Origin of the sequence: Bradyrhizobium sediminis (genome assembly GCF_018736085.1) — a bacterium.
Classification (GTDB): domain Bacteria; phylum Pseudomonadota; class Alphaproteobacteria; order Rhizobiales; family Xanthobacteraceae; genus Bradyrhizobium; species Bradyrhizobium sediminis.
In genome coordinates, this window is the sequence record NZ_CP076134.1 from 653737 (window position 1) to 678794 (window position 25058).

At 64.0% G+C, this 25058-nt stretch carries 27 protein-coding genes and 1 riboswitch; of the genes, 11 read left to right on the plus strand and 16 right to left on the minus strand.

The window, feature by feature from the left end:
- Window positions 1-90: 90 nt before the first annotated feature.
- Window positions 91-2325 (minus strand): TonB-dependent receptor, encoded by a 2235-nt coding sequence (locus KMZ29_RS03130; protein WP_215622376.1) that lies wholly within the window; start codon window positions 2323-2325, stop codon window positions 91-93.
- Between the two features lie 113 nt (window positions 2326-2438).
- Window positions 2439-2639: riboswitch (cobalamin riboswitch) on the minus strand.
- 168 nt (window positions 2640-2807) lie between these two features.
- Here KMZ29_RS03130 and KMZ29_RS03135 point away from each other — a divergent pair.
- Genes KMZ29_RS03135 through KMZ29_RS03145 form a run of 3 tightly spaced genes read left to right on the plus strand, consistent with a single transcriptional unit; the run spans window position 2808 to window position 5454 of the window.
- Window positions 2808-3833 (plus strand): FecCD family ABC transporter permease, encoded by a 1026-nt coding sequence (locus tag KMZ29_RS03135; RefSeq protein ID WP_369810108.1) that lies wholly within the window; start codon window positions 2808-2810, stop codon window positions 3831-3833.
- Window positions 3830-4612 carry an ABC transporter ATP-binding protein gene (locus tag KMZ29_RS03140; protein ID WP_215622378.1) on the plus strand — a complete coding sequence of 261 codons (783 nt, stop codon included), beginning with the start codon at window positions 3830-3832 and terminating at the stop codon, window positions 4610-4612. The genes KMZ29_RS03135 and KMZ29_RS03140 overlap by 4 nt, the downstream gene beginning before the upstream one ends.
- Entirely contained in the window at window positions 4612-5454 is an 843-nt protein-coding gene (locus tag KMZ29_RS03145) for an ABC transporter substrate-binding protein (protein WP_215622379.1), read from the plus strand. Before KMZ29_RS03140 ends, KMZ29_RS03145 begins: the two co-directional genes overlap by 1 nt.
- Window positions 5455-5548: 94 nt before the next feature.
- Here the strand turns inward: KMZ29_RS03145 and KMZ29_RS03150 are convergent, their stop codons facing one another.
- The 12 genes from KMZ29_RS03150 to soxC form a co-directional block, all read right to left on the minus strand.
- A complete protein-coding gene (locus KMZ29_RS03150; protein ID WP_215622380.1) occupies window positions 5549-6589 on the minus strand; it encodes an MBL fold metallo-hydrolase in 1041 nt (346 codons plus the stop codon).
- A 33-nt stretch (window positions 6590-6622) separates the two neighbouring features.
- A complete protein-coding gene (locus KMZ29_RS03155) occupies window positions 6623-7108 on the minus strand; it encodes a GlcG/HbpS family heme-binding protein (RefSeq protein WP_215622381.1) in 486 nt (161 codons plus the stop codon).
- A gap of 47 nt (window positions 7109-7155) precedes the next feature.
- Complete coding sequence (locus tag KMZ29_RS03160; RefSeq protein WP_215622382.1) at window positions 7156-7614, minus strand: DsrE family protein; 459 nt, start codon at window positions 7612-7614, stop codon at window positions 7156-7158.
- A 12-nt stretch (window positions 7615-7626) separates the two neighbouring features.
- Window positions 7627-8100 (minus strand): DsrE family protein, encoded by a 474-nt coding sequence (locus KMZ29_RS03165; protein ID WP_249779813.1) that lies wholly within the window; start codon window positions 8098-8100, stop codon window positions 7627-7629.
- Window positions 8097-9845, minus strand: a complete 1749-nt coding sequence (gene soxB, locus KMZ29_RS03170) for a thiosulfohydrolase SoxB (protein WP_215622383.1) — start codon at window positions 9843-9845, stop codon at window positions 8097-8099. The genes KMZ29_RS03165 and soxB overlap by 4 nt, the downstream gene beginning before the upstream one ends.
- Window positions 9846-10046: 201 nt before the next feature.
- Complete coding sequence (locus KMZ29_RS03175) at window positions 10047-10361, minus strand: hypothetical protein (RefSeq protein ID WP_369810070.1); 315 nt, start codon at window positions 10359-10361, stop codon at window positions 10047-10049.
- Complete coding sequence (gene soxA, locus KMZ29_RS03180) at window positions 10358-11206, minus strand: sulfur oxidation c-type cytochrome SoxA (protein WP_369810110.1); 849 nt, start codon at window positions 11204-11206, stop codon at window positions 10358-10360. Before soxA ends, KMZ29_RS03175 begins: the two co-directional genes overlap by 4 nt.
- A 93-nt stretch (window positions 11207-11299) precedes the next feature.
- Window positions 11300-11611: a thiosulfate oxidation carrier complex protein SoxZ gene (gene soxZ / locus KMZ29_RS03185; protein ID WP_215622418.1), complete on the minus strand. Its 312-nt coding sequence runs from the start codon at window positions 11609-11611 to the stop codon at window positions 11300-11302.
- A 23-nt stretch (window positions 11612-11634) separates the two neighbouring features.
- Window positions 11635-12126 carry a thiosulfate oxidation carrier protein SoxY gene (gene soxY / locus KMZ29_RS03190; protein ID WP_215622419.1) on the minus strand — a complete coding sequence of 164 codons (492 nt, stop codon included), beginning with the start codon at window positions 12124-12126 and terminating at the stop codon, window positions 11635-11637.
- A 40-nt stretch (window positions 12127-12166) separates the two neighbouring features.
- Window positions 12167-12505: a sulfur oxidation c-type cytochrome SoxX gene (gene soxX / locus KMZ29_RS03195; RefSeq protein WP_215624118.1), complete on the minus strand. Its 339-nt coding sequence runs from the start codon at window positions 12503-12505 to the stop codon at window positions 12167-12169.
- Between the two features lie 95 nt (window positions 12506-12600).
- Window positions 12601-13272, minus strand: a complete 672-nt coding sequence (locus KMZ29_RS03200; RefSeq protein WP_215622420.1) for a c-type cytochrome — start codon at window positions 13270-13272, stop codon at window positions 12601-12603.
- Window positions 13256-14542, minus strand: coding sequence for a sulfite dehydrogenase (soxC, locus tag KMZ29_RS03205; protein ID WP_215622421.1), 1287 nt, complete (start codon window positions 14540-14542; stop codon window positions 13256-13258). Before soxC ends, KMZ29_RS03200 begins: the two co-directional genes overlap by 17 nt.
- A 251-nt stretch (window positions 14543-14793) precedes the next feature.
- Between soxC and KMZ29_RS03210 the strand changes: the two genes are divergently transcribed.
- The 6 genes from KMZ29_RS03210 (at window position 14794) to KMZ29_RS03235 (ending at window position 19962) form a co-directional block, all read left to right on the plus strand.
- The gene (locus KMZ29_RS03210) at window positions 14794-15087 is read left to right on the plus strand and encodes an ArsR/SmtB family transcription factor (RefSeq protein WP_215624119.1); all 294 of its coding nucleotides are present in this window, start codon (window positions 14794-14796) and stop codon (window positions 15085-15087) included.
- Entirely contained in the window at window positions 15084-16085 is a 1002-nt protein-coding gene (locus tag KMZ29_RS03215) for an MBL fold metallo-hydrolase (RefSeq protein WP_215622422.1), read from the plus strand. Before KMZ29_RS03210 ends, KMZ29_RS03215 begins: the two co-directional genes overlap by 4 nt.
- 33 nt (window positions 16086-16118) lie before the next feature.
- Window positions 16119-16799, plus strand: coding sequence for a DUF938 domain-containing protein (locus tag KMZ29_RS03220; protein ID WP_215622423.1), 681 nt, complete (start codon window positions 16119-16121; stop codon window positions 16797-16799).
- A gap of 118 nt (window positions 16800-16917) precedes the next feature.
- Window positions 16918-18159 (plus strand): MFS transporter, encoded by a 1242-nt coding sequence (locus KMZ29_RS03225; RefSeq protein ID WP_215622424.1) that lies wholly within the window; start codon window positions 16918-16920, stop codon window positions 18157-18159.
- Window positions 18160-18200: 41 nt separating this feature from the next.
- On the plus strand, window positions 18201-18563 hold the full coding sequence (locus tag KMZ29_RS03230) for a nuclear transport factor 2 family protein (protein WP_215622425.1): 363 nt from the start codon (window positions 18201-18203) through the stop codon (window positions 18561-18563).
- A gap of 169 nt (window positions 18564-18732) precedes the next feature.
- On the plus strand, window positions 18733-19962 hold the full coding sequence (locus KMZ29_RS03235; RefSeq protein ID WP_249779815.1) for an MFS transporter: 1230 nt from the start codon (window positions 18733-18735) through the stop codon (window positions 19960-19962).
- 38 nt (window positions 19963-20000) lie between these two features.
- On the opposite strand, the gene KMZ29_RS03240 is transcribed toward KMZ29_RS03235, so the two are convergent.
- A complete protein-coding gene (locus KMZ29_RS03240; RefSeq protein ID WP_215622426.1) occupies window positions 20001-20546 on the minus strand; it encodes a carboxymuconolactone decarboxylase family protein in 546 nt (181 codons plus the stop codon).
- Between the two features lie 160 nt (window positions 20547-20706).
- On the opposite strand from KMZ29_RS03240, the gene KMZ29_RS03245 reads away from it, so the two are divergent.
- Together KMZ29_RS03245 and KMZ29_RS03250 are read left to right on the plus strand one after the other, a co-directional pair.
- On the plus strand, window positions 20707-21891 hold the full coding sequence (locus KMZ29_RS03245; protein WP_215622427.1) for an acyl-CoA dehydrogenase family protein: 1185 nt from the start codon (window positions 20707-20709) through the stop codon (window positions 21889-21891).
- A 119-nt stretch (window positions 21892-22010) separates the two neighbouring features.
- Window positions 22011-23150: an acyl-CoA dehydrogenase family protein gene (locus KMZ29_RS03250; RefSeq protein WP_215622428.1), complete on the plus strand. Its 1140-nt coding sequence runs from the start codon at window positions 22011-22013 to the stop codon at window positions 23148-23150.
- A 148-nt stretch (window positions 23151-23298) separates the two neighbouring features.
- On the opposite strand, the gene KMZ29_RS03255 is transcribed toward KMZ29_RS03250, so the two are convergent.
- Entirely contained in the window at window positions 23299-24339 is a 1041-nt protein-coding gene (locus KMZ29_RS03255; protein WP_215622429.1) for an amino acid ABC transporter substrate-binding protein, read from the minus strand.
- Between the two features lie 54 nt (window positions 24340-24393).
- Window positions 24394-24987, minus strand: coding sequence for a L,D-transpeptidase (locus KMZ29_RS03260; protein WP_215622430.1), 594 nt, complete (start codon window positions 24985-24987; stop codon window positions 24394-24396).
- Window positions 24988-25058: the final 71 nt, after the last annotated feature.

The following is a 25058-nucleotide window of genomic DNA, read 5'->3' on the forward strand; positions in this document are numbered from 1 at the left end:
CCGGTCCGGGCAGGACCGGCTTTAGTTCTTGTTTTGACGCGTTTTCTTCACGCGAACCGGTATCCACTTCGCTCGAAAACGCTATGGCCGTCAGAACGTTGCGCCGGCCTTCACCATGTAGGTCCGGCCCGGCAGCGGGTAGGCGCTGAAGCGGCCGGCGGTAAAGCTGCTCGCCACCGCGTAGTCGTAATACAGCGCGTCGAGGATGTTGTTCACGGAGAGCGACCAGTAGAAGTGCTCGTATTCGCCGCTCAGCTTGAAGTCGATGGTGGCGCTGGCCGGAATCCGCCGCTGGGTGTTGGCCTGGTCGTTGTCCATGAAGCGTTCGCTCCAGCCGCGCACGGTGGCATCCGCAACCAGATATTTCTGCCAGATGTTCCAGGTCACGCCGCCGCTGGCGGTATATCGGGACACCAGCGGAACGTCGTTGCCGGCAAACTGGCCTTCGCGGAACACCGCGCGGGTATAGGCCATGCCGCCCCGCAGCATCACGCTGTCGCTGACGCGCAGCGATGCGCTGGTCTCCGAGCCGTAACGGCGGGTCGGATCGAGGTTGACGTTGTAGAACAGCGCCGGGATGAAATGGATCTCGTTCTCGAGGTCCATGCCGTAGATGCTGGATTGCATCTGGAAGCCGCCCGACCTGACGCGGAAGCCGCCTTCGATGTCGTGCGAGGTCTGGGTCTTCAGCCTGAAGTCGCCGGGGAGCGCGTTGAAGAATGGATCGAAGGCGGGTCCGGAGGACAATCTCTCATCGACATTCGGCGTGCGGAACGCACGGGCGGCGCGGCCGAATACCGAGAAGACATTGTTGAAGCGATGTTCGAGGCCGATATGCAGGGCGTATTGGCCTTCCTGACTATCCAGCGGCAGGTTTTGCGCACTGCAGGTAAAGAAAAATGCGCAATTCGGATCGTTGTTGAGAATATCCCTGGCTTTCAGCGTCGTTTGCTGCACACGGGCGCCATACGAGAAATCGGTCGTCGGCAACAGTCCGATGGTCTGCTGCCAGTAACCGGCCAGCGTCTGCTGCTGGAGATCATAGGTGTGGATCGGCGGCGTGCCCTTGTTTACCGGGCGCTCCTGGTGAAAGGTCGCGTCGTAGTAGTCGACGCCGGTCAGGATCGACGACGGCAGCCCGAAGATCACGTTCTTGATGCTCAGGCGCGGGGTGATCGCCCAGGTCTGCAGATGGCTGTCGACGTAACTGTTACCGAAGGGATTGAAGAACCCGGCCTGCTGCTTCTTGTCGCGCACGCCGCCGTCGACGATCAGATCGACGCCGTTCATCAAGGTCTTGGTGAAGCCGGCGGTGGCGTTGGCGCCCTGCTGGTTGCCGTAGTCGAACGGCGTGTTGGTGCCGCGGCGATTGGTGACGAGCTCGTTGAGACCAATGGATGGATCGACCAGCCGGCCGCCGGGGAAGCCGAGCTTCTGGTCGTCGCCGGACAGGGTCAGGAACGCGGTGAGATCGGACGTGGTGTAATTGAGGTTGCCGATGCCGTTGCGCTGGTCGAGGGCATTGTTGACCCGGTAGCCGTCGGACTTGATGCCGTTGCCGTAGAACGACGCCGACCACGGGCCGTAATTGGTCGCGGCCGAGAACGAAACCATGCGGGCGTTGAAGGATCCGGCGCCGCCCTCGGCGCGGATCGCGGCCGGCGGGCCGCCGACGCCGTTTTTCAGGATGATATTGATGACGCCGCCGACCGCGTTGTCACCGTAGAGCACCGCGCCGCTGTTGCCGCGGGTGATCTCGATGCGTTCGATCGAATCGCGCGGAATGGTGGAGAAGTCGACGCCCTGCATGTCGATGTCGTTGACCCTGCGGCCGTTGATCAGGAGCAGGGTATTGGAGCTGGCGAAGGCGCCGAATCCGCGCAGGTCGACGCTGGTCTTCACGCCGTTGACGCCGCCATACAGGCTGGTCAGTTGCACGCCCGGCGTCTGCGCGATGATTTCCTGCAGCGTCGCTGCCGGCGAATGCGCGATCTCCTCCGCGGTGATCACGGTCGCGGATGTGCCGACGATGCCGTTGAATTGCCGGACAGCCGTGGCGCCTGCGGTTCTGCCAGCGGACGGCGCGGCATTGCGCCGGCTGGTCGGCGCGGGCGCTATGCGGCGCGACCCCTGTTCCTGATCGGTCCTAGGCTTGGCCCGGGTGCGGTTCTCGTCATTGGGGGCGCTGATTTCGATCGGCGGCAGGGCGGCCGCGACCTGCTGCGCGCGTGCCGTGGAAACGCCGAAAGACAGAACGGGCACAAGGAAAGTGGTGGCAAGCCAACAGCTGCGGCGCCGCTGTGCGGCCAGAGAGATGGAAGACATGGTTAGACCTCGGTATGACGTCAGTGGCACGTCACAGCGAACGAAGTCTCACCTTTGTGCTTCAAGCACTTCTGGTGAAGCTAATGTCTGTACTCCCCGACCGACATCTTCGCGTGTGACCACGATTGACGGCAGGTCTCCTGGCTCGCGGGTCGTAACCCTTCGTCGCCTTCCCAGGACCGAGATTCCCAGTGGCATAGGACGAAAGATTCACCGCTTACAGTTGCGGGGGCAGCCGCGGCATTGGGGAAGTTTCCCCGCACCGCATTCCCTTTTGATCCCCAAACGAGGGAACCGTCGCGGACATCTAGAAGTTTGCCGGGCGAGGAGTCAATGCTCATCGTTCGGGCCACCGCCTGCGCGGGATCGGGTACGCATTTTGTTCGCGGCCCCGCTTGTGCCCGACCTCAATCGTTGTAAGAGCATGGGAAAGCGGCACGGCTTGCCGCCCCGGGAATGAATTGATGAGCATTCAGAACGTCATGGCGATGGCGGACATCGCGGCGCGGCGGCGCGCCGGCGTGATGGCCGCGCTCGTGATGCTGGTCGTGCTGCTGGTGCTGATCTCGCTCGGGACCGGGCCGGTGTGGCTGTCGCCACCGGCCGTGGCCGAGGCGCTGTTCGGCGGCGGCAGCGACGTGGCGCAGGTGATCGTGCGCGAGATCCGGCTGCCGCGTACGATTTTGGGATTCGCGATCGGCGCGATACTCGGACTGTCCGGCGCTGCATTGCAGGGATTGCTGCGCAATCCCCTGGCCTCGCCGTCGTTGTTCGGCGGGCCGCAGTCGGCGGCCTTCGGCGCGGTGCTGGTGATCGCGCTCGGGCTTGCCGACGTGCGCTCCTACGCGCTCCCGGTCGCGGCGATTTTTGCGGCATTCGCTTCCGTTTTCGTGCTGCTCGCGATCGCCGGCCGCAACGCCGGCCTCTTGATCCTGATTCTGGCGGGCCTTGCGATCTCGAGCCTTGCGGGAGCCGCGACCGCATTGGTGATGAACCTGTCCAGCAATCCCTTCGTGGTGCTGGAAATCGCGTTCTGGCTGCTCGGCTCGCTGGAGGATCGCAGTTTTCAGCATGTTGCACTGGCGCTGCCGTTCATCGTCGCTGGCGCGATCATCCTGATGAGCCAGCGCAGCGCCTTCCGCGCGCTCAGCCTCGGCGAGGAGACCGCCCAAAGCCTCGGCGTCGATGTTGGCCGGCTGCGGCTGGTGGTCATTGCCGGCGTTGCGCTCGGCGTCGGCGGCGCGGTCGCGGTGTCAGGCACCATCGGCTTCATCGGCCTGGTCGCGCCGCATCTGATGCGGCCCCTGATCGGCCACGATCCGGCGCGGCTGCTGGTTCCAAGCGCGCTCACCGGAGCTGCGCTGCTGCTGGCCGCCGATATCGCGGTGCGCATCATTCCATCGACCAGCGACATCAAGGTCGGCGTATTGACCTCGATCATCGGCGTGCCGTTCTTCCTCTATCTGATCATGCGCGAACGCCGCGCGCTCGGCGGAGGCGTCACATGACCGCTTCCGCCTTTCTCACCGCGCAGGGTGTGAACGTCCGGCTGGCCGGCCGCGCCGTGCTCAACGATATCTCGCTGTCGCTATCGCCGGGGCATCTGGTCGCGCTGGTCGGACCGAACGGCGCCGGCAAGACCACGCTGTTGCGCGCATTGGCGGGGCTGCTGCCGTCGGACGGCGCCATCCACATCGGCGGCGAGGCCTTGTCGTCGCTCTCGCTGCGCGAGCGCGCCCGGCGCTTCGGCTATCTGCCGCAGGGCCACATCGTGCACTGGCCGCTGCCGGCACGCGATATCGTGGCGCTCGGCCGCTATCCGCATGGTGCGACCGACCCGGCGCGGCTGAGCCCCGGGGATGTCGAGGCGGTGCAGCGGGCGATGCAGGCCGCCGACGTCGTTGCCTTCAGCGATCGTCGCGTCACCGAGCTGTCCGGCGGCGAACGCAGCCGCGTTGCGCTGGCGCGCGTGCTTGCGGTGGAAGCGCCGGTGATCCTGGCCGACGAGCCGACCGCCTCGCTCGATCCGCGTCACCAGTTCGACGTCATGAAAGGCCTCCGCGCCGCTGCCGATCGCGGCGTGCTGGTGATCGTGGTGACGCACGATCTCGGGCTTGCCGCGCGGTTCGCCGATCATGTCCTGGTGCTGTGCGAGGGTCGCCTCGTCGCGCAAGGCGCGCCCGCCGTGGCGCTGTCGGAACAGGTGATGGCCGATGTGTTCAGGATCAGCGCCTATCGCGCGGAATACCGGCACGAGGCCGTGATCGTGCCGTGGGCGGAAATCTGATGCCGGAGCGCCCCGGATCGCTGGCTGCTGCGGTCGCCATCGCTGCGTTGGCGACGTTCGGCGCTGCGCCGCCCGCGTCCGCCGTGGGCCCACGCATCGTATCGATGAACGTCTGCACCGATCAGGCGCTGCTGACGCTCGCCGATCCCGACCAGATCCTCGGCCTTAGCCGGTTTTCCAGGGATGCCTGGGTGGCCGGCGACGTCAACCGTTATCCGACGCTGTCCGGAGGCGCCGAGGATGTGCTGGTGCTGAAGCCCGACGTGGTGGTCGCCAGCCTGTTCGACAAGCGCTCGACGCGGGAACTGTTGAAGGCGAACGGGCTGCATCTCGCCGAGCTTGCCGTGCCGCGCAATCTCGCCGAGGTGAAGGCCCAGATTCGCGAGCTCGGCGCCATTGCCGGACATCCCGATCGCGCCGCGCAACAGGTCGCCCGGCTCGATGCGGCGCTCGCGCGCGCGCGGCAGGCCGTCGCCGACAGGCATTACCGGGTGCTGCCGCTGTCGCGGCGCGGCTGGGTGGCGGGCAGCGACAGCTTTGTCGGCTCGCTCCTGGCCGAGACCGGGCTGTTCAACACCGCCCGCGAACTCGGTTTTGCATCTGGCGGATTCGCCTCGCTCGAGGAAATCGTGAAGCTGAAGCCAGATCTGCTGCTGGTGTCGCAGGCCGGCGACGTCGCGCGCGATGACGGCCAGGCCTTCCTGCTGCACCCGGCGCTCGAGCGGTTCTATCCGACCGCCAATCGCATCGTCATCCCGGAACGGCTGACCGAATGCGGCGGCGTGATGCTGGCGGAGGCACTGGACGTGCTGGTCAAGGAGTTGAGGCGGGTGGGGAAGTAAGGGTTTCAAATCGTCATTGCGAGCGAAGCGAAGCAATCCAGCTTCACTTGAAGAAAGCTGGATTGCTTCGTCGCTTCGCTCCTCGCAATGACGGTCACCCCGTCAGCACCGGGCCGCCGGCCTTCTTCCAGGCGTCGATGCCGCCGGCGATGTGCGCGGTGTTGGCGAGGCCCGCTTCCTTGGCCGCAGTCACAGCCATCGCGGAACGTTCGCCGAAGGCGCAGAAGAACACGATGCGGCGTCCGGTCGCCGCCGCCACCTCGCGCAGCATGCCGCCGGGCCTCAAGGCTTCGCCGATGCCGGGATAGGGCGCGTGCAGCGCGCCCGGCAGGGTGCCATGCTTGGCGCGTTCGCTGGTTTCGCGGAGATCGACCAGAAGGATGTCTGGCCGGCCGAGGCTGTCGATTCCCTCGCGCGCGGTGAGCGATTGCCCCTGTTTGGCCAGATCGTCCTGATGCAGGCCGACATGCATGTTGGCCGGCACCGCCACGTCCATCAATTTCGGGTTGGGCAATTTCAGATTGCCCATCAGCTCGATGTATTCATCGACCGAGCGCACCTGCAGCCGCGGATTGAAGCGCTTTTCCTCGCCGATAGTCGAGACGGTATCGCCCTTGTAGTCATGGGCGGGGAATACCATCGTCTCGTCGGGCAGCTTGAGCAGCCGGTTGAAAATGGAATCGTATTGCGCCCGCGCGCTGCCGTTCTGGAAATCGGTGCGGCCGGTGCCGCGGATCAGGAGCGTATCGCCGGTGAAGACGCGGTCGCGCATCAGGAAGCTGTAGGAATCGTCGGTATGGCCGGGCGTGTACATCACATCGAGGCCGAGGCCCTCGATCATCACCTTGTCGCCGTCACTGACCCGCATCGCCACCACGTCGGCCTTGCTCTGCTCGCCCATGATGGTGACGCAGTGGGTGCGGTCGCGCAGCTCGCCTAGCCCGGTGACGTGGTCGGCGTGCAGATGGGTATCGACCGCCTTGACCAGCCGGAGATCGAGCTCCCTGAGCAATTGGCAATAGCGATCGACCTTCTCCAGCACGGGGTCGAGGATCAGCGCCTCGCCGCCGGCGCGGCTGGCCAGCAGGTAGCTGTAGGTGCCCGAAACGCTGTCGAACAATTGCCGAAAGATCATGGTCGCCTGTTACCGTTGTGGTTCGGCATCATATCAGAAATCGAGCTTGTCGCGGATAGCATCGATCCCCGCCTTGGCGCATTCGTCGTCCTTGTCGCCGCCGGGCGCGCCGGAGACGCCGATGCCGCCGAGCAGCGTTCCGGCGGCCTCGATCATCAGCCCGCCGCCGAGCATGGCGACATTCGGCAAGCGGGCCAGGCCGGGGTCCAGCTGACCGGATTTGATCGACTTCGAAAGATCAGTGGTGGAGGCGCGGAAACTCAGGGACGTATAGGCCTTGCGGGTGGCGGTATCGGGCGCGGGCAGCCCGGCATAGCGGTCGCGCAGCATCACTTGCGGCTGGCCGAAGCGGTCCACCACCGCGACCGCGACCTGAAAGCCGTTGTCGCGGCACTTCCTCAGCGCCGCCTGCGCCGCTTCCAGCGCCACTTCCGGCGACAGCGATTTATAGACCACCAGCGCATCGTCGCCCGCCGCGGCCGGCGCCACGCCGAGCGCAAGCATCATCGCGCCGATCATGGCTGGATATCGCAGCTTCGGTCTTTCAGGTCTTGCGTGCTTCATCGTCACGGCCGGATATAGCTCCAGCCCTGCTCCTGCAGCTCCATCAACTGAACCACGCCCGAAGGGACGATGGTGGCGTCGGACAGGATGGAAACCGCCTTGCCTTCGGCCTTCTCCATGCCCTGCTTGGTGTTGTTGCAGGCCGAAAACTGGATCTTGCCGGGAAAGGCCAGCTCCTTGAGGCGCTTGATGCGGTCCTGCACCGGTGAGGTGTCGGCCCGCAGCATATGGAGGCCGGGCCCATAGGTGACGATGTCGACATCGACGTCTTCGCCCTTGCCGCGATAATATTCGATCACGTTGGTGGCGTTGTTCAGCGCGAGGTTCATGACCTGCGGATCGTTCTGGTCGACCTGGATCGCGAGGCGATGCGGTTTTTTCTCCTCGGCCGCGGAGCCGGCCGAGGCCAGCGCCAGCGACATGAAGGCCACGGTGGCCAGACGGTGAAGGAAGCCGCGCATCACAAAACTCCTCTAAGGCCGAACCAAGGTATAGCCGTTCTCGGTGAGCGACAGGATTTGCCCGACGCCGACCTGTACCGGCGTCGCGGCGGCGATGAATTCCGGCCGTTTGCCGGTGTCGCGCTCGACCGAATCCACGGTATTCAGGCAGACATCGAAGCGCACGCCCTGCGCGACCAGGCTCTCGACCAGTTTGCGGTTGCTGTTGCCGGGGGACAGCAATTCGATGCCGGGGCCGAACGTCACCACTTCGACCGCGACCTTGTCGGGATCGTAGAGTTTCAGAAGGTTATTGGCGACGCTGATGACGAGGCCCTGCTTCTTCGGATCATTGTCCGAAAGCTGCAGTACGATTCGATGCTCGGCGAACGGCTTGTCCGGCAGCGGCGCCTGCTCCGCGCGGGCGAGCGACGCGAACGTTGCCGCGATCACGGCAAAACCGAAGGCGCGAGCGATCGATCGTCCATGTGCCGGGATAGTTCTCATCCCTGTTCCGTAATGCCTGGATTGCCTTCAACGCCCTTCAGGGTGACGCCGGTGCCGCGCTGGGTCGACGTTTTCCCCGAGCGCAGATGTTTTGCGAATACATCCCACACCGGCACGCCCTGCTGCTCGTTGACGGAAGCCCATCCCGCCACCTTGTAGCTCTTGCCGGCCTCGAGCGGCTTGCCGTTGCCGAGTTTCAGGTCGGAAATCCGGCGACCGACGCTCTCGGTCGGAGCGCAGGAATAGGCGAGGCCGCCGACGCGAACCATGTCGCCGCCCTGCTGATAATAGGGATCGACGTTGAAGAGATTGTCGCAGACGTCTTCGAGGATGTCCTTGATCTGGCCGCCGGTCATGCTCAGCGCGTAGGTCTCGGGGTAGGCAATGGCGGTTTCCGACAGCACGTCTTCCATGGTCACCGGCTGGCCCGGCAGCACGCTGTTGCCCCAGCGGAAGCCCGGCGACAGCGCGATCTCGGCGTCGAACTCGGCGAGCAGCGCATCGCAGATCAACTGGTCCACGGTGCCGCCAAAATTGCCGCGGCGATAGAGCAAGCGATCCGATGTCGCGACCTTCGCGGCGTAAGCGGCGGCGTGCGGCTCGCGCATCTTCGCGATCAGCGACTGCATCGCCGGATCCGGCTTCAGCAGCTCCGAAAACACCGGCAGCAGCCGGTAGCGCACGCCGGCGACTTTGCCCTTGGCGATATCGAGATCGAGCACGCCAAGGAATTTTCCGCTGGAGCCGGCATTGGTCACGAGCGTCGTGCCGCCGGCATTGGTCACCGGGATCGGCTGCGGAACGGCGTCGTGGGTGTGGCCGCCGAGGATGACGTCGATGCCGGTGACGCGGCTCGCCAGCTTGAGATCGACATCCATGCCGTTATGCGACAACAGCACCACGGCGTCGACCTTGTCGGTGTTGCGCAAGCTATCGACCAGCTTCTGCAGTTCGGCGTCGCGGATGCCGAACTTCCAGTCCGGTGTGAACCGCTTCGGGTGCGCGATCGGCACATAGGGAAATGCCTGCCCGATCACGGCGACGCGGCTGCCGCCGATCTCCCTGATGGTGGCCGGCTTGAACACCCGCCCCGAGGCCGGATCGAACGCCTTGGCGTCGTTGAAGGCGGCTTCCTCGGTGAGGAAGACGTTCTGCGCCAGGAATTCGCCCTTGAAGCGATCGAGGTTGCTGCGCAGCGCCTTTTCGCCATAGGTGAATTCCCAGTGGCCGGTCATGGCCTCGATGCCGAGCAGATTGGCGGCCTCGACCATGTCGGCGCCCTGCATGGTGTTGGAAAGGCCCGAGCCCTGCCACAGATCGCCGCCGTCAAGCAGCAGCGAGCGGCCCGGGCCGACGTCGCTGCGCAGGCGATCGATCAGCGTCTTCAGATGTGCGAAGCCGCCGAGCTTGCCGAATCGAACGGCTGCCTTCTCGAAATCGAGAAAAGTGAAGGCGTAAGCGTCGGCGCTGTCAGGCTTGATGCCGAAGCGGTCGAGAAAGGCGCGGCCGACCAGATGCGGCGGTTTTCCGGCCATCGCGCCGATCCCGAGATTGACGCTCGGTTCGCGAAAATACAGCGGCAGCAGCTGCGCATGGGTGTCGGTCATGTGCAGGATGCGCGCATTGCCGAAGCGCTCGAGATCGTAGTTTGCGGCACCTTCGGCGCTGCGCGCCAATCGCGGCAGCCCGCCCGCAAGCGCGGCTGCGCCCGCAAGAGCAAGAAAATCCCGGCGGCGGATGGTCATGCGATGTCTATTCCTGTCAACAGAACTGGAGCCCTCACCTCGTCATTGCGAGGAGCCAACGGGTAGCGCGAATGCGCGCCCGATGACCGGTTCCGCGACGAAGCAATCCAGTTGTTCTCCCGGTGAGACTTCTGGATTGCTTCGCTGCGCTCGCAATGATGGTTGCAAATAGGCTGCCCTTGCGGTCAACCTTCGAAAGGCTCAGCGAATTTCCATATCTTTCCAGCGCGTCTTCTCGCTGGTGGCCTGGAAGACCGAAGCTTTGGCCAGCGCCTCGGCTTCCTTCGCCGACGCGACGGCCTTGTCGAAGTCGCCGGCCTCGGCGGCCTTCTTTGCGGCGTTGAGCGTCGCTGCCGTCGTGGTCCATTGATTGCGCAAGCCGGCGGCTTCCTTGTTGGCGGCTTCTGCGGCGGCAAAGGCCGCCTTGTAGTCGGCCTCGGATGCGGCGAGCGCGGATGATGCGCCTGACATCAGCAGGGCGGCGGTCAGGATGGATTTCAGCATCGTGTTGCTCATGGCCGCGCTCCCGGACCGGATATCGGCAACCCGTTGCTGACATAGGACAGGTAGTATTCGACATTGCGGTATTCATCGTCCTGCGGACTGAGCGGCACGCCGCGGATCTGGCTGTTGCAGGTGGTGAACCGCCGGCTGGTGGTGCCCATGCCGCTCCATTCGGAACGATAGATCGGCATCGCATTGAGAATGCCGAGCGCGGGCGCCAGCACCTCGGCGCGAATCCGCTCGCCGCCGCTCTGCACATGGCAGGTCGCGCAGGAGAAGTTGAGCTGGCCGCGCCGCGTGTAGAAATATTCCTTGCCGGCCTGGTAGGCCTGTAGCGCGCGCGGATCGTTCGGGATCTTGATGTCGAACGGCTTGCCGCGCGAGGTGAACGCCATATAGGCGGTCAGCGCGGCCATCTCGTCCTTCACATAGGAGAACGGCGGCTCGCCATTGGCCTCGCGGCAGCGGTTCAGCGCCAGCTCGAGCGTGACGACCTTGCCTTCCTTCTCGTCGAAATAGGGATAGTTCTGCCGGATGCCGATGCCCTTGTTGGGGAAGCAGTCTTCGTAGCTCTTGCCGTTCTTGAACGGTTTGGAGAACATCTCCTTGCCCTTTTCGAGCGCAAACTCGTAAGGCGGGAATTGTTCCTTCTCTTGCCACTGCCTGTGCAGGCCCTCATCCATCGAGTAGGGACCGTTGACGAAGTCTTCCAGCTTCACCTTGGGGAACTTGTCGGTGAAGTATTTCTTGAACGCCTTGGCGTCGGCCACCGGATTGGGGGTGTCGGCGGCGACGGCGGCGGGCGCGGCGGCAAACGTCAGCGCTGCCAACGCGAGAGCGGCCGAGGCAAAATGGATCGCAGGTCGCACGTTCACTTCTCCACCATTGGCGTTTTCAAGCGAAGTGGGTACCGGTTCGCGTGAAGAAAACGCGTCGAAACAAAAGAGCCGTTACTGGATCTTCGCCGTGGTCGTATCGGTCGCGCCCTTGCTGTCGATCCAGCTGATCTTCAGCTCGTCGCCCTTCTTGCCGCCCTTGAAGGCGAACTTGACGTAGGGGTCCTTGGAAACGCCGCCGCCCCAGTTCGCGGCGAACACGGCCTTGCCGTCATATTCGAAGGTCAGTTGCTGGATGAAGTGCGGCGGAATGATCTCGCCCTTGGCGTTCTTGACGAAGCCGGAATCCATCGGGTGCTGGATCAGCGCCTGGACTTCGGTGGTCTCGCCTGACGAGGTGGCGCGTACGCGAATGGTCGATGCCATGAGAATGTTCCCTGTGTGTCTCGTTAACCGCCGCAGCCGCCGACGGTGACTTTGACTTCCTTGGTGGCGCTGTAGAGCTTGCCGCCGGCTTCCACGACGACGATCACATTGCTGGTCTTGGCCATCTTGATGCGATTGGCGACGCTCGGCACGGTCCCTGCGGGGATCTTGTACGACGCCACCAGCGCGTTCGGATTCTCGGCGACCAGAAACGAGATCGATGTCACGTCGGCGAACGTCGAACTCGCCGCAATCGGCACCACCGCGCCGTTCTCGGCGATCTCGGGCGCGTCGAGCTTCACCTTGTCCGATTTCTCGGCGGTCTTGCCGTACAGCAGCTTGATCGCGTCATCGACGCTCTTCTGCTTGAAGGCCTCCTCCGGATATTTGTCGTTGGCGGCGAAGGCAGGCGCAACGCCGAGCGCAAGCTTGCCGAGGCCGACCAGCGCGACCGATGCCACGCCTTGCAGGATCACGCGCCGGGGAAGCGCAAATCCATCGTTCGTCTTTGTCATTCGAAGTCTCCTTGGGTCGCGCGCGGCTGCGATGCAGCGATCATAGTGTCTGCAGGAAGTCCACGACCGCGTTGATCTCCTTGTCGGTCAAAATCCGGTTTCGTCCGAACGGAGGCATCACGGTCAGCGGGTTACGCTTGGTTTCGTCGTAAACGATGGCGACGAGATCGTTACGGTCGGGATACTTGCTCTTGATGTCGGTCAGGGCCGGCCCGATGGTGCCGGGAAGATCGCCGCCCTTGATGACGTGGCAGGTCAGGCAATTGCCCTTGCTGCGGTCGAATGCCAGTTTCTGCCCCTCCGCCACCGCCGACTGGGCGGCCGCGGGAAGCGAAGATGCGAGCGTGCCGAACAGCAATGCCAACGCACAGGCCGGCATCAGGACGGACTTCCTCGGATATGTGATCTTCAAGGGCGCGTTTCCCGTTTGCGTTGTTTGGGTTGCATCACTTGGGCTAGTTCACTTGGGCTGGTTCACTTGGGTTGCATCGTGTCGAGCGGTCCGGTCGTGCGCGGCGTGAGATCTCTGCCTTCCGCCGTGGACGAGATCTTGACGTCCGCAGGGTTGGCACATGCGCTCATGCACGGCTTGGCCATCGTATCAGGTCTTGGGTCGGTCCAGATAAAACTGTCGCGATTGGGCATCTTGACTTTGGGCAGGCTGTCCCGGTCGGCAACGAATTCGCCTGGAACGATGTCGTTCAGGTTCAGAATATAGGCGGTCAAAGCATAAACGTCATCGGCTGACAATGTGTGCGGTGCGGGCATCGGCATGGCGCGGTTGATGTAGTCCCACAGCGTCGGCGCGAACGGCCAGTAGCTGCCCACCGTCAGTTCCGGCCGGTCGTCCTTCAATGTCCCCTTGCCGCCGACCAGCTTGGGAAAGCGGCCTTCGCCTTCGCCGAAAGTACCGTGGCATGCGGCGCATTGCTCGGAAAACACGTCGGCGCCCTTGTTGACGCTGCCGCTTCCCGGCGGCAGGCCGGCGCCATCCTCGCCGCGCACATCGATGTTCCAGCCGGCGATCTCCGCCGGCGAGGCTGGCTTGCCGTAACCGAAATGGCCGGTTTCCGCCGCGCCCGCCGCCGTGGCGGCGATCATGGCGGCGGCGCCGAGCAGCAGGAAGCGCTTAACCGAGCTGGACATCGAACACGCTTCCGTCAGGCTTGACCTGCCAGGTCTGGATCGAATTGTTGTGATAGACCGAATTCATCCCGCGGCTCTTTCGCAGTTGCGCAATCGTCGGCTGGACATAGCCGGTCTCGTCGATGACGCGGGATTCGAGCAGCGCCGGCGTGCCATCCCAGCGCCACGGCAGCGTGAATTTGGTCAGCGCCTTCGACAGCACCGGCTCGTGCAGCCGCGCGGTCTGCCAGTTGACGCCGCCATCCACGGAAACGTCGACCCGCTTGACCTTGCCGTTGCCGGTCCACGCCAGGCCCCGGATTTCATAGAGGCCGGGTCCGCTAAGCGGCTTTTCCGGGCACGGGAAGGTGATCACGGACTTGGCGTCGATCAGCCAGGTGAATCCGCGGCTGGTGCCGTCAGGCAACAGGTCGGTGTATTTCGAAGTTTCCTCGCGGGAATGCCAGGGTTTGTCGCCGAGCTTGATCCGGCGCAGCCATTTGATGCTGACATTGCCCTCCCAGCCCGGCACCACCAGCCGCAACGGGTAACCCTGCTCGGGCCGCAGCGCCTCGCCGTTCTGCGCGTAGACCACCAGGCAATCGTCCAGGCATTTGTTGAGCGGCAGGCTGCGGTTCATATGCGCGCCGTCGGCGCCTTCGACCATGGCCCACTTCGCCTCTTTCTTGACGCCGACCTCTTCCAGCAGGGTCGAGAGCCGCACCCCGGTCCATTCCGCGCAGGAGATCATGCCATGGTTGAACTGCAGCGAATTCAGCTGCGCCGCGCGCCACTCCATGCCGCCGTTGGCCGGGCATTCGATGAAATGGATGCGCGACACCGACGGGAAGCGCACGATGTCCTGCATGGTCAGGATCAACGGCCGTTCGACCAGGCCATGGATCATCAGCCGGTGCTGATCAGGATCGACGTCCGGCCGGCCTGCATGATAGCGCTCGAAAAACAGGCCGTTCGGCGTGATGATGCCGTGCAGATTCTGCAGCGGAGAAAAACTGATGGAGGATTCGGTTCCGGCGGTGAGCCAGGGCACGTTGCGCCGGATGACGCCGGCCTCGGTGTCGGCGGGCCGGCCATACGGCCGGTCGACCACGCCGGCCCCGATTGATTGCGACCATGGCGCGTCCGCGGGCGGGGAAGCCGATGCGGGTTCCGCCTGGCCGGGCCTGGCGCCGAGCGCGAGGCCGCCGGTCAGCGCCGCGCCCATGCCGAGAAATGAACGCCGGGCGAGCCGCGGATCGGGTGAATCCGCTTGCTTCGATACCGCAGGCATGCCGCGTCCCAAGGATGGCCGCACGTTTCCTCCTCACCTCGCGGCTCTACGGCCGCAGCTTTATCGTTTCCCCAGACCTATCGACATGCGCTAATTTAGTCAATGCTAAACAATGGAAAGCGCAGTAGTGTGATATATGGAGTTCCCATACGCACTCTACCTGATCGGGACATCAAGTCATGAGAGCAGTTGCGGTTGCCGCAAGAAATAAGTCCGGCGGGATCAATGCTGCCGATGTGGCGGCATTGAAAATGCTGGCAAAACAGGCCGGCGAGGCGTCGCGGCTGTTGAAGCTGCTGGGCAATGAAAAGCGGCTGTTGATCCTCTGTTTTCTCGCCGCGCGCGGTGAGATGACGGTGGGGGAACTGGTCGATGTGGCGAAGCTAAGCCAGTCCGCGCTGTCGCAGCATCTGGCGCGGCTGCGCGCCGACGGGCTGGTGACGTTCCGCCGGACGTCGCAGACGCTGCACTACAGCGTCGTCGACAAGCGGGCGCTGCGCGTGCTGCAGGTGCTCAAGGAGATCTTCTGCGGGACCATCAAATGAAACGGCTGTTGGCAGCGGCGTGGATCGCCGCATGCATGGTCTCGGCCTCAGGCGCGCAGACCGCGCCGCCCTATCCGCCGATCACTCTCCCGCTGAAGCTCGATCAGGTGCCGGGCAAGCCGGTCTGGTACTCGACCGGCAATCCCGGCATTCCCGGCAAGGACAATGAAGGCAACACCTCCAATGCCGGATTTGTCGTCACCTCCGACGGTGTCGTGGTGTTCGACGCGCTGGGAACCCCGAGTCTCGGATGGGCGCTGCTGCAGCAAATCCGCAAACTCACGGACAAGAAAATCCGCTACGTGGTCACGAGCCACTATCACGCCGATCACATCTATGGACTGCAGGCGTTCCGCGATCATACCGATGCGCTGATCATCGCGCAGGAACGCTCCGGCGAATACAAGGACAATGAAGGGATCGCCGACGAGAAGGCGAGCCAGCGTCTCGATCAGCGGCGCGGCGCGCTGTTTCCCTGGGTCGACGGCAATACCCGCGTGGTGCCGCCGGACATTGCTTTCAGGGAGCGCATGACGATCGTGCTCGGCGACCGGCGGCTGACGCTGCTGTTTGCCGGGCCGGCGCATTCCTCCAGCGACATGATGATGATGGTCGAACCGGACGGCGTGCTGTTCGCCGGCGATATCGTGCAGAACAGCCGCATCCCCTTCATGAACAGCGACGACGTCTCCACCGCGCAATGGCTGGATGCGCTCGGCGAAGTCGAAAAACTCGACCCGAAATTCATCATTCCCGGTCACGGCAGTCCGTCGACCGGGGCGAAGCAGGCCATCGCCTTCACCCGGGATTACATTCAATATCTACGCAAAACGATGGCCGCGGCCGTGCAAAACTGGACCGATTTCGACGCCGCCTACAGCCAGACGGACTGGTCGAAATACCGGGACATGCCGGCCTTTGCCAGCAACAATCGCGGCAATGCCTACCGGATTTTCCTGGAACTGGAGCAATCCCAGTTCAAAGCTGATAAGCCTTGATCCGGACCGGTTTGGATCAAGGCGTGAAGCGATATGGCTGAGTATGTCGTGGAATTCGGCAGGGATGGCCGGCCGGTCGAGCCGGACGGCCGGCTCGACGCGGCGGCGTTTCACCGCAATCATCAGGCGATTCGCACCGTGTTGCAGCGGTTCCTCGCCGGGAAATCCGGCGACGTGCTGGAGGCCGGCAGCGGCACCGGCCAGCATGTGGTGGATTTCGCCCGGCATTTTCCCGACATCGTGTGGTGGCCGAGCGATTTCAACGAGCAGCATCTGAAAAGCATTGCCGCGTGGCGGGCGCATGCGGCGTTGGCGAATATCCGCCCGCCGCTGCGGATCGATTTATCCGATCCCGACTGGTGCCCCGAGTTGCACGACGGACGCGGGCCGGGAAAATTACTCGCGGTGTTCTGCGCCAATGTGATCCACATCGCGCCGTGGCGGGTGGCCGAGGGACTGTTCGCAGGGGCGGCGCGCTACCTTCGAGAGGACGGATGGCTGTTGCTCTACGGCCCGTTCAAGCGTGGCGGCAAACACACCGCGCTCAGCAATGCCATATTCGACACCAGTCTTCGCGAAGGCAATGCCGAATGGGGCGTGCGCGATCTCGGCGACCTGGAAAAGCTGGCGGCAAGCGTCGGCCTCGCCCTGATCGAAATCGCCGAGATGCCCGCCAATAATCTGGTGCTGGCGTTCGGGCGCGCGAAAGCCTGAGCAACGATGCATAGCGTGCGCCCGTTTGCATCGGTTGATTGAGCGGACGCCCCCCTCCATAGTAACGGAAATTAATGACGCCGGAATCGATCCGGCCGCATGAAGGCGGAAATTCCGGATGATCGACGTAACTGCAGCCGAGGAAATTGCCGATGACGCCCGCGCGCGATCCAACGTGGCGCGGCTGGCGGCGGCGCAGGCGCTGACCGGGGCCAATTCGGCTGTCATCTTCGCCACCGGCTCGATCGTCGGCGCAACGCTGGCGCCCGATATCTCGCTCGCGACCGTGCCGCTCTCGATGTATGTGGTCGGGCTCGCGGCCGGCACCTTGCCGACCGGCGCGATCTCGCGGGCCTATGGCCGCCGCACAGCCTTCATCATCGGCACCGGCTGCGGCATGCTGACCGGCCTGCTCGGCGCCTTCGCCATCCTGCGCGGCTCGTTCGCGCTGTTCTGCCTCGCCACTTTCCTCGGCGGCCTCTACGGCGCGGTGTCGCAGTCCTACCGCTTTGCCGCCGCCGACGGCGCCAGTGCTGCGTTTCGTCCCAAGGCGGTGTCGTGGGTGATGGCCGGCGGCGTGTTCGCCGGCGTGCTCGGCCCGCAGCTCGTGCAGTGGACGATGGATATCTGGCCGCCCTATCTGTTCGCCTTCAGCTTCATGGTGCAGGCGGCGGTGGCGCTGGTGGCAATGGCGATCCTGGCGGGCGTCGATGCGCCGAAGCCGGCCTCGTCCGATCTGCATGGCGGCCGGCCCTTGCTGGAGATCGCGCGGCAGCCGCGGTTCATCGCCGCGGCCCTTTGCGGCATCGTCTCCTATCCCATGATGAATCTGGTGATGACCTCGGCGCCGCTGGCGATGCAGATGTGCGGGTTGAGCGTCAGCGATTCCAATTTCGGCATTCAATGGCATATCGTCGCGATGTACGGGCCGAGCTTCTTTACCGGCTCGCTGATCGCGCGCTTCGGCGCGCCGAAGATCGTCGCGGTCGGGCTGATACTGGAAGGCGCCGCTTCGGCGATCGGGTTGTCCGGCATCACCGCGATGCATTTCTGGGTCACGCTGATCGTGCTCGGCGTCGGCTGGAACCTCTCCTTCGTCGGCGCCTCCGCGCTGGTGCTGGAGACGCACCGGCCGCAGGAGCGCAACAAGGTTCAGGCGTTCAACGATTTCCTGGTGTTCGGGATGATGGCGGTGGGATCGTTTGCATCGGGCCAGTTGCTGGCGAATTACGGCTGGTCTGCGGTCAACATGGTGGTGTTTCCGCCGGTGCTGCTGGGATTGGCGGTGCTGGCCTTCGCATCGTTCGTCAGGCGGCGAAGGCCGCGGACCGTGCCGGGACTTCCCGATCCGGGTATTTGACCGGCTATTGCCTTTGCTGGCCGGAAAGCGTTGGAGGTTTCATGCCGTCGCGTGCCCGTGTCGATGAATTCATTGCGGTGGTTGAATCCGGCGACCATGCCGGCGCCATCGAGCGCTATTATACCGAGGACGCCAGCATCCAGGAAAACGCCGCGCCGCCGCGCGTCGGCCGCGACCTGCTGGTCGGCCACGAGCGCGGCGTGCTGGCGCGGATGTCGCACGTCTATTCCAAGGCGGTATCGTCGGTCGTCGAAGGCGACAACGTCGCCATCCACTGGATCTTCGAGCTGACCGACAAGTCCGGAAAAGTGCTCCGGGTCGACGAGGTCGCGTTGCAGCAGTGGCGCGGCGACAGGATTTTCCGCGAGCGGTTCTTCTACGATCCGTCGAAACCGAAGACCTGATGACAACTGCTGACACTTCGTCGGCGATCGAAGCCTTGGTCTTGCCGATCTGCTAGTTGTTGTCGTCATGCCCGGCCTCATGCCGGGCATCCACGTCTTTCTTCCCAGCAAGCATCAAGACGTTGATGGCCGGGACGAGCCCGGCCATGACGGAAACGAGAGACGGGCATTGAACGCTCCCGAGCAAACATCCATCGACGAAACCTCGGCGCGCTACGAGGGCTGGCGGATCGTCGCGGTCTGCTTTCTGGTGGCGACGTTCGGCTGGGGGCTCGGCTTCTATGGCCAGAGCGTCTATGTCGCCGAGCTGCATCGGCTGCACGGCTGGCCGGCGTCGCTGATCTCAGGCGGTACCACCTTCTTTTATCTGTTCGGCGCGCTGCTGGTTGTCTTCGTCAGCGAGGCGATCCGGTCCGTCGGTCCGCGCAACTGCCTGCTCGCGGGGATTTTTGCACTTGCCGCGGCCGCGGTCCTGATCGGCCAAGTGACAAAACCCTGGCAGCTCTATGCCGCCAATGCGGTGCTGGCATTCGGCTGGGCCGGCACCAGCCTCGGCATCATCACCAACACGCTCGGGCTCTGGTTCGACAGGAAGCGCGGCATGGCGATCAGCCTGGCGCTGAATGGCGCCAGCTTCGGCGGCATCGCTGGCGTGCCGCTGCTGGTGGCCGCGATCGGCAGTTTCGGATTTCCCGGCGCGATGGTGGTTGCCGCGATTGCGATGGTCGTGCTGATGGTTCCCGTCATTCTCGTCTTCGTCGGACGGCCGCCGCTGCACCCGAGTCCCGCAATCGCAGCGGCCCGGGCGGATGCGCCGTCGGCGACGCAGGTGCGGGCGCAAGCCTTGCGCGACGTCGGCTTCCTCTCGGTCTCGGCCTCCTTCGCGCTGGTGCTGTTCGCGCAGGTCGGCTTCATCGTCCACCTGATCTCGTTCCTGGATTCGGTGGTGGGGCGGGAACGCGCGGCGTTCGCGGTTGCGCTGATGACCGCGATGGCGGTGGTCGGCCGGGTGCTGTTCTCCTTCGTGATCGACCGGCTCAACCAGCGGCTGGCCTCGGCGATCTCGTTCGTCAGCCAGGCCGTGGCGCTCGCGATCATCATCAATGTACGGAACGACATCGCGTTGATCGGATCCTGCGCGCTGTTCGGCTTCTCGGTCGGCAACCTGATCACGCTGCCGGCGCTGATCGTGCAGCGCGAATTCGACCCGCGTTCGTTCGGCGTCCTGATCAGCCTGATCACGGCGATCAACCAGATCACCTACGCGTTCGGCCCCGGCGTGATCGGCCTCTTGCGCGACGCCTCCGGCAGCTACGCGCTGCCGTTCTACGGCTGCATCGGACTGGAGCTTGCGGCGGCGGTACTGATCATGATCCGCGGGTGGCGCAAGCTCATGTAGATGGGGCTCCGGGGTCCGCTACCCCATCCGCGCATCGCCTATGCAAGCTCCGACACTTCTCCCGCCGGCAGTTCGAATTCGAATGTGTTCAGCGTCATCGACACCATCGTGTAATAGCCGCACAGCCCGATGATCTCGGTCACGCCGCGGACGGTGAGGACTTTGACCGCCTCGTCATACAGCGCCTGCGAAACGCCGCGGCCTTCGTGCAGCGACTTGGCGACGTCATAGATCATCTGGCCCTTGGGATCGTCGAATGTCGGCGTGCGGCGGTTGCGGATGTCGTCGATGATCCCAGGATCCATGCCGCCTTTCAGTGCGAGCCGCTTGTGCGCATACCATTCGTAATGCGCGGTCCAGTGTCGCGCCGTGACCAGGATCGCGATCTCCGACAGTCTCGCCGGAAACATCGTGTCGAAGCGCAGCACCTCGCCCAGCCGCGTGGCATGCCTGGCCATTTCCGGACTGTTGAGCCAGGCCATCATCGGCGCCGGCGGGGCGCCGCGTTTGCCGGCGATCGACTCGTCATAGGTTTCTTTTTGTGCGGGGCTCATTTCGCCAGGCGAAAGCAACTTCAGCCGCATGTCCGTTTCCTCTTGTTTTTCAACCGTTACGCGCTTTGCGAATACACCCGATCGCCGCCGGTGACCACCGCGCCGGCCGCATGGCGCGGCCCTCAGACATATTGAATTCCGCGAGGCGACGGCTAAGGTCGATCCAACATTCCCATATGGAAACGCCATCATGTCCGATCTGGAAAAATTTCGCCGCGAAACCCGCGCCTGGCTGGAGGCCAATTGTCCGCCGGAGATGCGGCGGCCGATGACCTCGGAGGCCGATACGTTCTGGGGCGGCCGCAACGCCAAATTTTCCTCCGAGCCGCAGCGCGTCTGGTTCGAGCGGATGCGCGACAAGGGCTGGACCGTGCCGCATTGGCCGACGGAATATGGCGGCGGGGGTCTCGATGCGGAGCAGACAAAGATCGTGCGCCAGGAAATGGCGGCGATCGGCGCGCGGCAGCCGCTGGTTTCGTTCGGCATTTCCATGTTGGGACCGGCGCTGCTGAAATACGGCACCGACGCGCAGAAGAAGGAGCATCTGCCGAAGATCACCGCCGGCCTGATCCGCTGGTGCCAGGGCTATTCCGAGCCGAACGCCGGATCGGATCTCGCCTCCCTGCAGACCCGCGCCGAGAGCGACGGCGACGACTACGTCATCAACGGCCAGAAGATCTGGACCTCCTACGCCAATTATGCCGACTGGATCTTCTGCCTGGTGCGCACCGACCCCACGGCGAAGAAGCATGACGGCATCAGCTTCATTCTGTTCGACATGACCTCGAAGGGAGTATCGACCAAGCCGATCCTGCTGATCTCCGGCTATTCGCCGTTCTGCGAAACCTTCTTCGACAATGTGCGGGTGCCGAAGTCTCACGTGGTCGGCACCGTCAATCGCGGCTGGGACGTCGCCAAATATCTGCTGCAGCACGAGCGCGCGATGATCTCCGGCATGGGCGAGCGCGGCGTCGGAAGGCCGCTCGGCCAGGTCGCCACCGATTCGGTCGGCAGCGACGAGCAGGGCCGGCTGGAGGATGCGATGCTGCGCGGGCAGATCGCGACCTTCGAGATCGACGAGGCGGCGCTGGCCGCTGCCGCCGAGCGCGCGGTCGATCTCGCCAAGGCCGGGCAAGCGCATCCGGCGTTTTCTTCCGCCATGAAATATTACGGCACCGAGCTCAACAAGCGCCGCCACGAGATCCTGATGTCGGCGGGCGGCGTCGACGCGCTGGAATGGGAAAGCGAGCGCTCCAGGGGCGGCGCGAGACCGCGCGCCTGGCTGCGCACCAAGGCCAATTCGATCGAGGGCGGCACGAGCGAGGTGATGCTCGGCATCGTCGCCAAACGCATTCTCGATCTGCCGGGGGCTTAGGGCTGCCCGTCGTTCCGGGGCGCGTCGAAGACGCGAACCCGGAACCTCGAGATTCCGGGTTCGACGCTTCGCGTCGCCCCGGAATGACAATCATAGAAACTCCTGAACTGGAATCCCTCATGGCACTCGTCCTCAACGAAGAACAATCGATGCTGCGCGACAGCGCGCGCGGGCTCATCAGCGACAAGGCGCCGGTGTCGCATCTGCGGCAGCTGCGCGACGCCAAGGACGCCACGGGGTTTTCCCGCGAGCTGTGGAAGGCGTTCGCCGAGATGGGGTTTTCCGGCCTGCTGGTGCCGGAGAATTTCGGCGGCAGCGGGCTCGGCTGCGTCGAGGCCGGCATCGTGATGGAGGAAATCGGCCGCACCCTGATGCCGTCGCCGTTTTTGTCAACCGCGGTGCTCGCCGCGTCGGCGCTGTCGCGCGGCGGCAGCGATGCGCAGAAGTCGCAGTATCTGCCGAAGATATCCGACGGCTCGCTGCTGGCGGCGCTGGCGATCGACGAGGGCGCCAAGCATCGCCCGCTGCAAACCAGATTGCAGGCCGTTCGTTCCGGCAACGGCTTCAGGCTCTCGGGCGACAAGGCCTTCGTGGTCGATGGCCATGTCGCCGATCTCTTGATCGTGGCGGCGCGCAGCGCCGGCAAAGCCGGAGAACGCGAGGGACTGACGCTGTTTCTGGTCGATCCCAAGACAAAAGGCATCGCGACCGAGCGCACCGCGATGGTCGATTCGCACAACGCGGCGCGCATTGTATTCGATAACGTCGAGGTCAACGCCGACGGCGTGCTCGGCGAGGTCGATCAGGGCCATGGTTTGCTGGACGGCGTGCTCAACATCGGCCGCGGCGCGGTGGCTTCCGAAATGGTTGGCTTAAGCGAGGAAGTGTTCGGCCGCACCGTCACCTATCTCAAGGAACGCAAGCAGTTCGGCAAATTGATCGGCGAATTCCAGGCGCTGCAGCACCGCGCTGCTCAGCTCTATATCGAGATCGAGATCACCCGCGCCGCGGTCCTTAAGGCGCTGCAGACGCTCGACGGCGACTTTGCCAATGCCGCCGCTGCAGTGGCTGTCGCCAAGGCGCGCGCCGGCGCGACGGCGACGCAGGCCGTGCAGGAGGGCGTGCAGATGCATGGCGGCATGGGCATGACCGACCAGTTCGACATCGGCTTCTTCATGAAGCGCGCGCGGGTCTGCCAGGAGTTGTTCGGTGACGCCAATTTCCACGCCGATCAATTGGCGCGGATGAAGAGTTATTGAGTGCTTTAAGCCGTCATTCCGGGATGGTCCGAAGGACCAGACCTCAGGTGCGCAATTGCGCACCGGGGAATCTCGAGATTCCCCGATGTGCAATTGCACATCTTAGGTTCGCGCTAAGCGCGCCCCGGAATGACGGCCTTATCGGCCGTCACCGGATCGGCGGGGCGTACTGGATGCCGCCGGCGCTCCAGAGCTGGTTGAGGCCGCGCGGAATCTTCAGCTTGGATTCGGCGCCGACGTTGCGCTCGTAGACTTCGCCGTAATTGCCGACGTGGCGAATGATGCGTGCGGCCCAGTCCTTCGGCAGGCCGAGCTCCTCGCCGTAGGCGCCTTCGGTGCCGACCAGGCGCATCACGTCCGGCTTCTTCGACTTCAGCGCCTCGTCGATGTTCTTCGAGGTGATGCCGAGCTCCTCGGCGTTGATCATCGCATACAGCGTCCACTTCACGATCATCATCCAGTCGTCGTCGCGCTGGCGCACCACGGGCGCGAGCGGCTCCTTGGAGATGACGTCGGGCAGGATGACGTGATCGTTCGGCTTGGCGAGGTTGAGCCGCAGCGCATAAAGCTGGGAGACGTCGGCGGTGAAGGTGTCGCACTTGCCTTCGTTGTAGGCTTTGACGACTTCGTCCAGTTGGGCGAACTTCACTTCCTCGTATTTCATGTTGTTGGCACGGAAATAGTCCGCAAGGTTGAGCCGCGTCGTCGTTCCATCCTGGACGCAGACCTTGCTGTTGTTCAAATCGAGCGCGGAATCGATCTTGCGGCTCGCCGGCAGCATGAATCCCTCGCCGTCGTAATAGGCGACCGCCGGGAAATAAAGATCGTACGACGTCTCACGCGACATGCTCCATGTCGAGTTGCGCGACAGAATGTCCACTTTCCGGCTCTGCAGCTCCTTGAAGCGCTCGTTGGCGTCGAGCGGAACGAACTTCGTCTTCCCGGGATCGTCGAAGATCGCCGCTGCGACCGCGCGGCAGAAATCCACGTCGAAGCCGGTCCAGTTGCCCTTGTCGTCCGGAATCGAGAAGCCGGGCAGGCCCTTGTTGACGCCGCACAGCACATCGCCGCGACGAATGGTCCGCTTCAGGGTCTTGGTGTCATAGCGCTCGTAGGTAATGGCGGCAGCGGCGACCGCGATTGCGACCGCCAATCCAATCAGGAGGCCGCCTCGAAAAGTGCGAAACATTTTTTCTCACCAATGTCAGGGAAATGGGACGGTCGTGAAACGAGCCGCTGTGGTTTACAGTTCCGGCTTCTGCCGCACGATCACCTTGGTGCCGACCGGGACGCGCTCGTAAAGGTCGCTCACGTCGGCATTGACCAGCCGGAAGCAGCCGGAGGAGACGGCGGTGCCGATCGTGTCCGGTCGGTTGGTGCCGTGGATGCGATAGACGGTGGTGCCGAGATACATCGCACGCGCCCCGAGCGGATTGCCCGGACCGCCGGCCATGAAGCGCGGCAGATAGGGCTGGCGTGCGATCATCTCCGGCGGCGGGGTCCAGTCCGGCCATTCCGCCTTGCGCGTGATGTTCAGCAATCCCTGCCACTGGAAGCCTTCGCGGCCGACGCCGATGCCGTAGCGCAGCGCGCGGCCGTTACCTTGGATCAAATAGAGATGGCGCTCCGCGGTCGCGATGATGATCGTGCCGGGGGCTTCCGAGGTGCGATAGAGCACCGCCGTGCGCCGGAATTGCGGATCCAGTTCGACGCTGTCATCGGCGATGAGGCCCGGCTGGTCGCCGACATCGGGCTTCTGCGCAAAGCTCGGGGAGACCGAAAGCGTCAGTCCGGCCGCGGCGGCCATCGTCCAGATCAGGTGCCGAAACTTCGTCATGCAAATCTCTCCCTGCCGCCTTCGCCAAATCATGGAACCATCAAATCTCAGTGGCAACTTAATGGCAAGTT

What these genes read in the sequence shown, in the direction of transcription:
- KMZ29_RS03130 (WP_215622376.1), bottom strand. Translation starts at nt 2,325, where the DNA reads ATGTCTTCCATCTCTCTGGCCGCACAGCGGCGCCGCAGCTGTTGGCTT.
- KMZ29_RS03135 (WP_369810108.1), top strand. Translation starts at nt 2,808, where the DNA reads ATGGCGATGGCGGACATCGCGGCGCGGCGGCGCGCCGGCGTGATGGCC.
- KMZ29_RS03140 (WP_215622378.1), top strand. Translation starts at nt 3,830, where the DNA reads ATGACCGCTTCCGCCTTTCTCACCGCGCAGGGTGTGAACGTCCGGCTG.
- KMZ29_RS03145 (WP_215622379.1), top strand. Translation starts at nt 4,612, where the DNA reads ATGCCGGAGCGCCCCGGATCGCTGGCTGCTGCGGTCGCCATCGCTGCG.
- KMZ29_RS03150 (WP_215622380.1), bottom strand. Translation starts at nt 6,589, where the DNA reads ATGATCTTTCGGCAATTGTTCGACAGCGTTTCGGGCACCTACAGCTAC.
- KMZ29_RS03155 (WP_215622381.1), bottom strand. Translation starts at nt 7,108, where the DNA reads ATGATCGGCGCGATGATGCTTGCGCTCGGCGTGGCGCCGGCCGCGGCG.
- KMZ29_RS03160 (WP_215622382.1), bottom strand. Translation starts at nt 7,614, where the DNA reads ATGCGCGGCTTCCTTCACCGTCTGGCCACCGTGGCCTTCATGTCGCTG.
- KMZ29_RS03165 (WP_249779813.1), bottom strand. Translation starts at nt 8,100, where the DNA reads ATGAGAACTATCCCGGCACATGGACGATCGATCGCTCGCGCCTTCGGT.
- soxB (WP_215622383.1), bottom strand. Translation starts at nt 9,845, where the DNA reads ATGACCATCCGCCGCCGGGATTTTCTTGCTCTTGCGGGCGCAGCCGCG.
- KMZ29_RS03175 (WP_369810070.1), bottom strand. Translation starts at nt 10,361, where the DNA reads ATGAGCAACACGATGCTGAAATCCATCCTGACCGCCGCCCTGCTGATG.
- soxZ (WP_215622418.1), bottom strand. Translation starts at nt 11,611, where the DNA reads ATGGCATCGACCATTCGCGTACGCGCCACCTCGTCAGGCGAGACCACC.
- soxY (WP_215622419.1), bottom strand. Translation starts at nt 12,126, where the DNA reads ATGACAAAGACGAACGATGGATTTGCGCTTCCCCGGCGCGTGATCCTG.
- soxX (WP_215624118.1), bottom strand. Translation starts at nt 12,505, where the DNA reads ATGCCGGCCTGTGCGTTGGCATTGCTGTTCGGCACGCTCGCATCTTCG.
- KMZ29_RS03200 (WP_215622420.1), bottom strand. Translation starts at nt 13,272, where the DNA reads ATGTCCAGCTCGGTTAAGCGCTTCCTGCTGCTCGGCGCCGCCGCCATG.
- soxC (WP_215622421.1), bottom strand. Translation starts at nt 14,542, where the DNA reads ATGCCTGCGGTATCGAAGCAAGCGGATTCACCCGATCCGCGGCTCGCC.
- KMZ29_RS03210 (WP_215624119.1), top strand. Translation starts at nt 14,794, where the DNA reads ATGCTGGCAAAACAGGCCGGCGAGGCGTCGCGGCTGTTGAAGCTGCTG.
- KMZ29_RS03215 (WP_215622422.1), top strand. Translation starts at nt 15,084, where the DNA reads ATGAAACGGCTGTTGGCAGCGGCGTGGATCGCCGCATGCATGGTCTCG.
- KMZ29_RS03220 (WP_215622423.1), top strand. Translation starts at nt 16,119, where the DNA reads ATGGCTGAGTATGTCGTGGAATTCGGCAGGGATGGCCGGCCGGTCGAG.
- KMZ29_RS03225 (WP_215622424.1), top strand. Translation starts at nt 16,918, where the DNA reads ATGATCGACGTAACTGCAGCCGAGGAAATTGCCGATGACGCCCGCGCG.
- KMZ29_RS03230 (WP_215622425.1), top strand. Translation starts at nt 18,201, where the DNA reads ATGCCGTCGCGTGCCCGTGTCGATGAATTCATTGCGGTGGTTGAATCC.
- KMZ29_RS03240 (WP_215622426.1), bottom strand. Translation starts at nt 20,546, where the DNA reads ATGCGGCTGAAGTTGCTTTCGCCTGGCGAAATGAGCCCCGCACAAAAA.
- KMZ29_RS03245 (WP_215622427.1), top strand. Translation starts at nt 20,707, where the DNA reads ATGTCCGATCTGGAAAAATTTCGCCGCGAAACCCGCGCCTGGCTGGAG.
- KMZ29_RS03250 (WP_215622428.1), top strand. Translation starts at nt 22,011, where the DNA reads ATGGCACTCGTCCTCAACGAAGAACAATCGATGCTGCGCGACAGCGCG.
- KMZ29_RS03255 (WP_215622429.1), bottom strand. Translation starts at nt 24,339, where the DNA reads ATGTTTCGCACTTTTCGAGGCGGCCTCCTGATTGGATTGGCGGTCGCA.
- KMZ29_RS03260 (WP_215622430.1), bottom strand. Translation starts at nt 24,987, where the DNA reads ATGACGAAGTTTCGGCACCTGATCTGGACGATGGCCGCCGCGGCCGGA.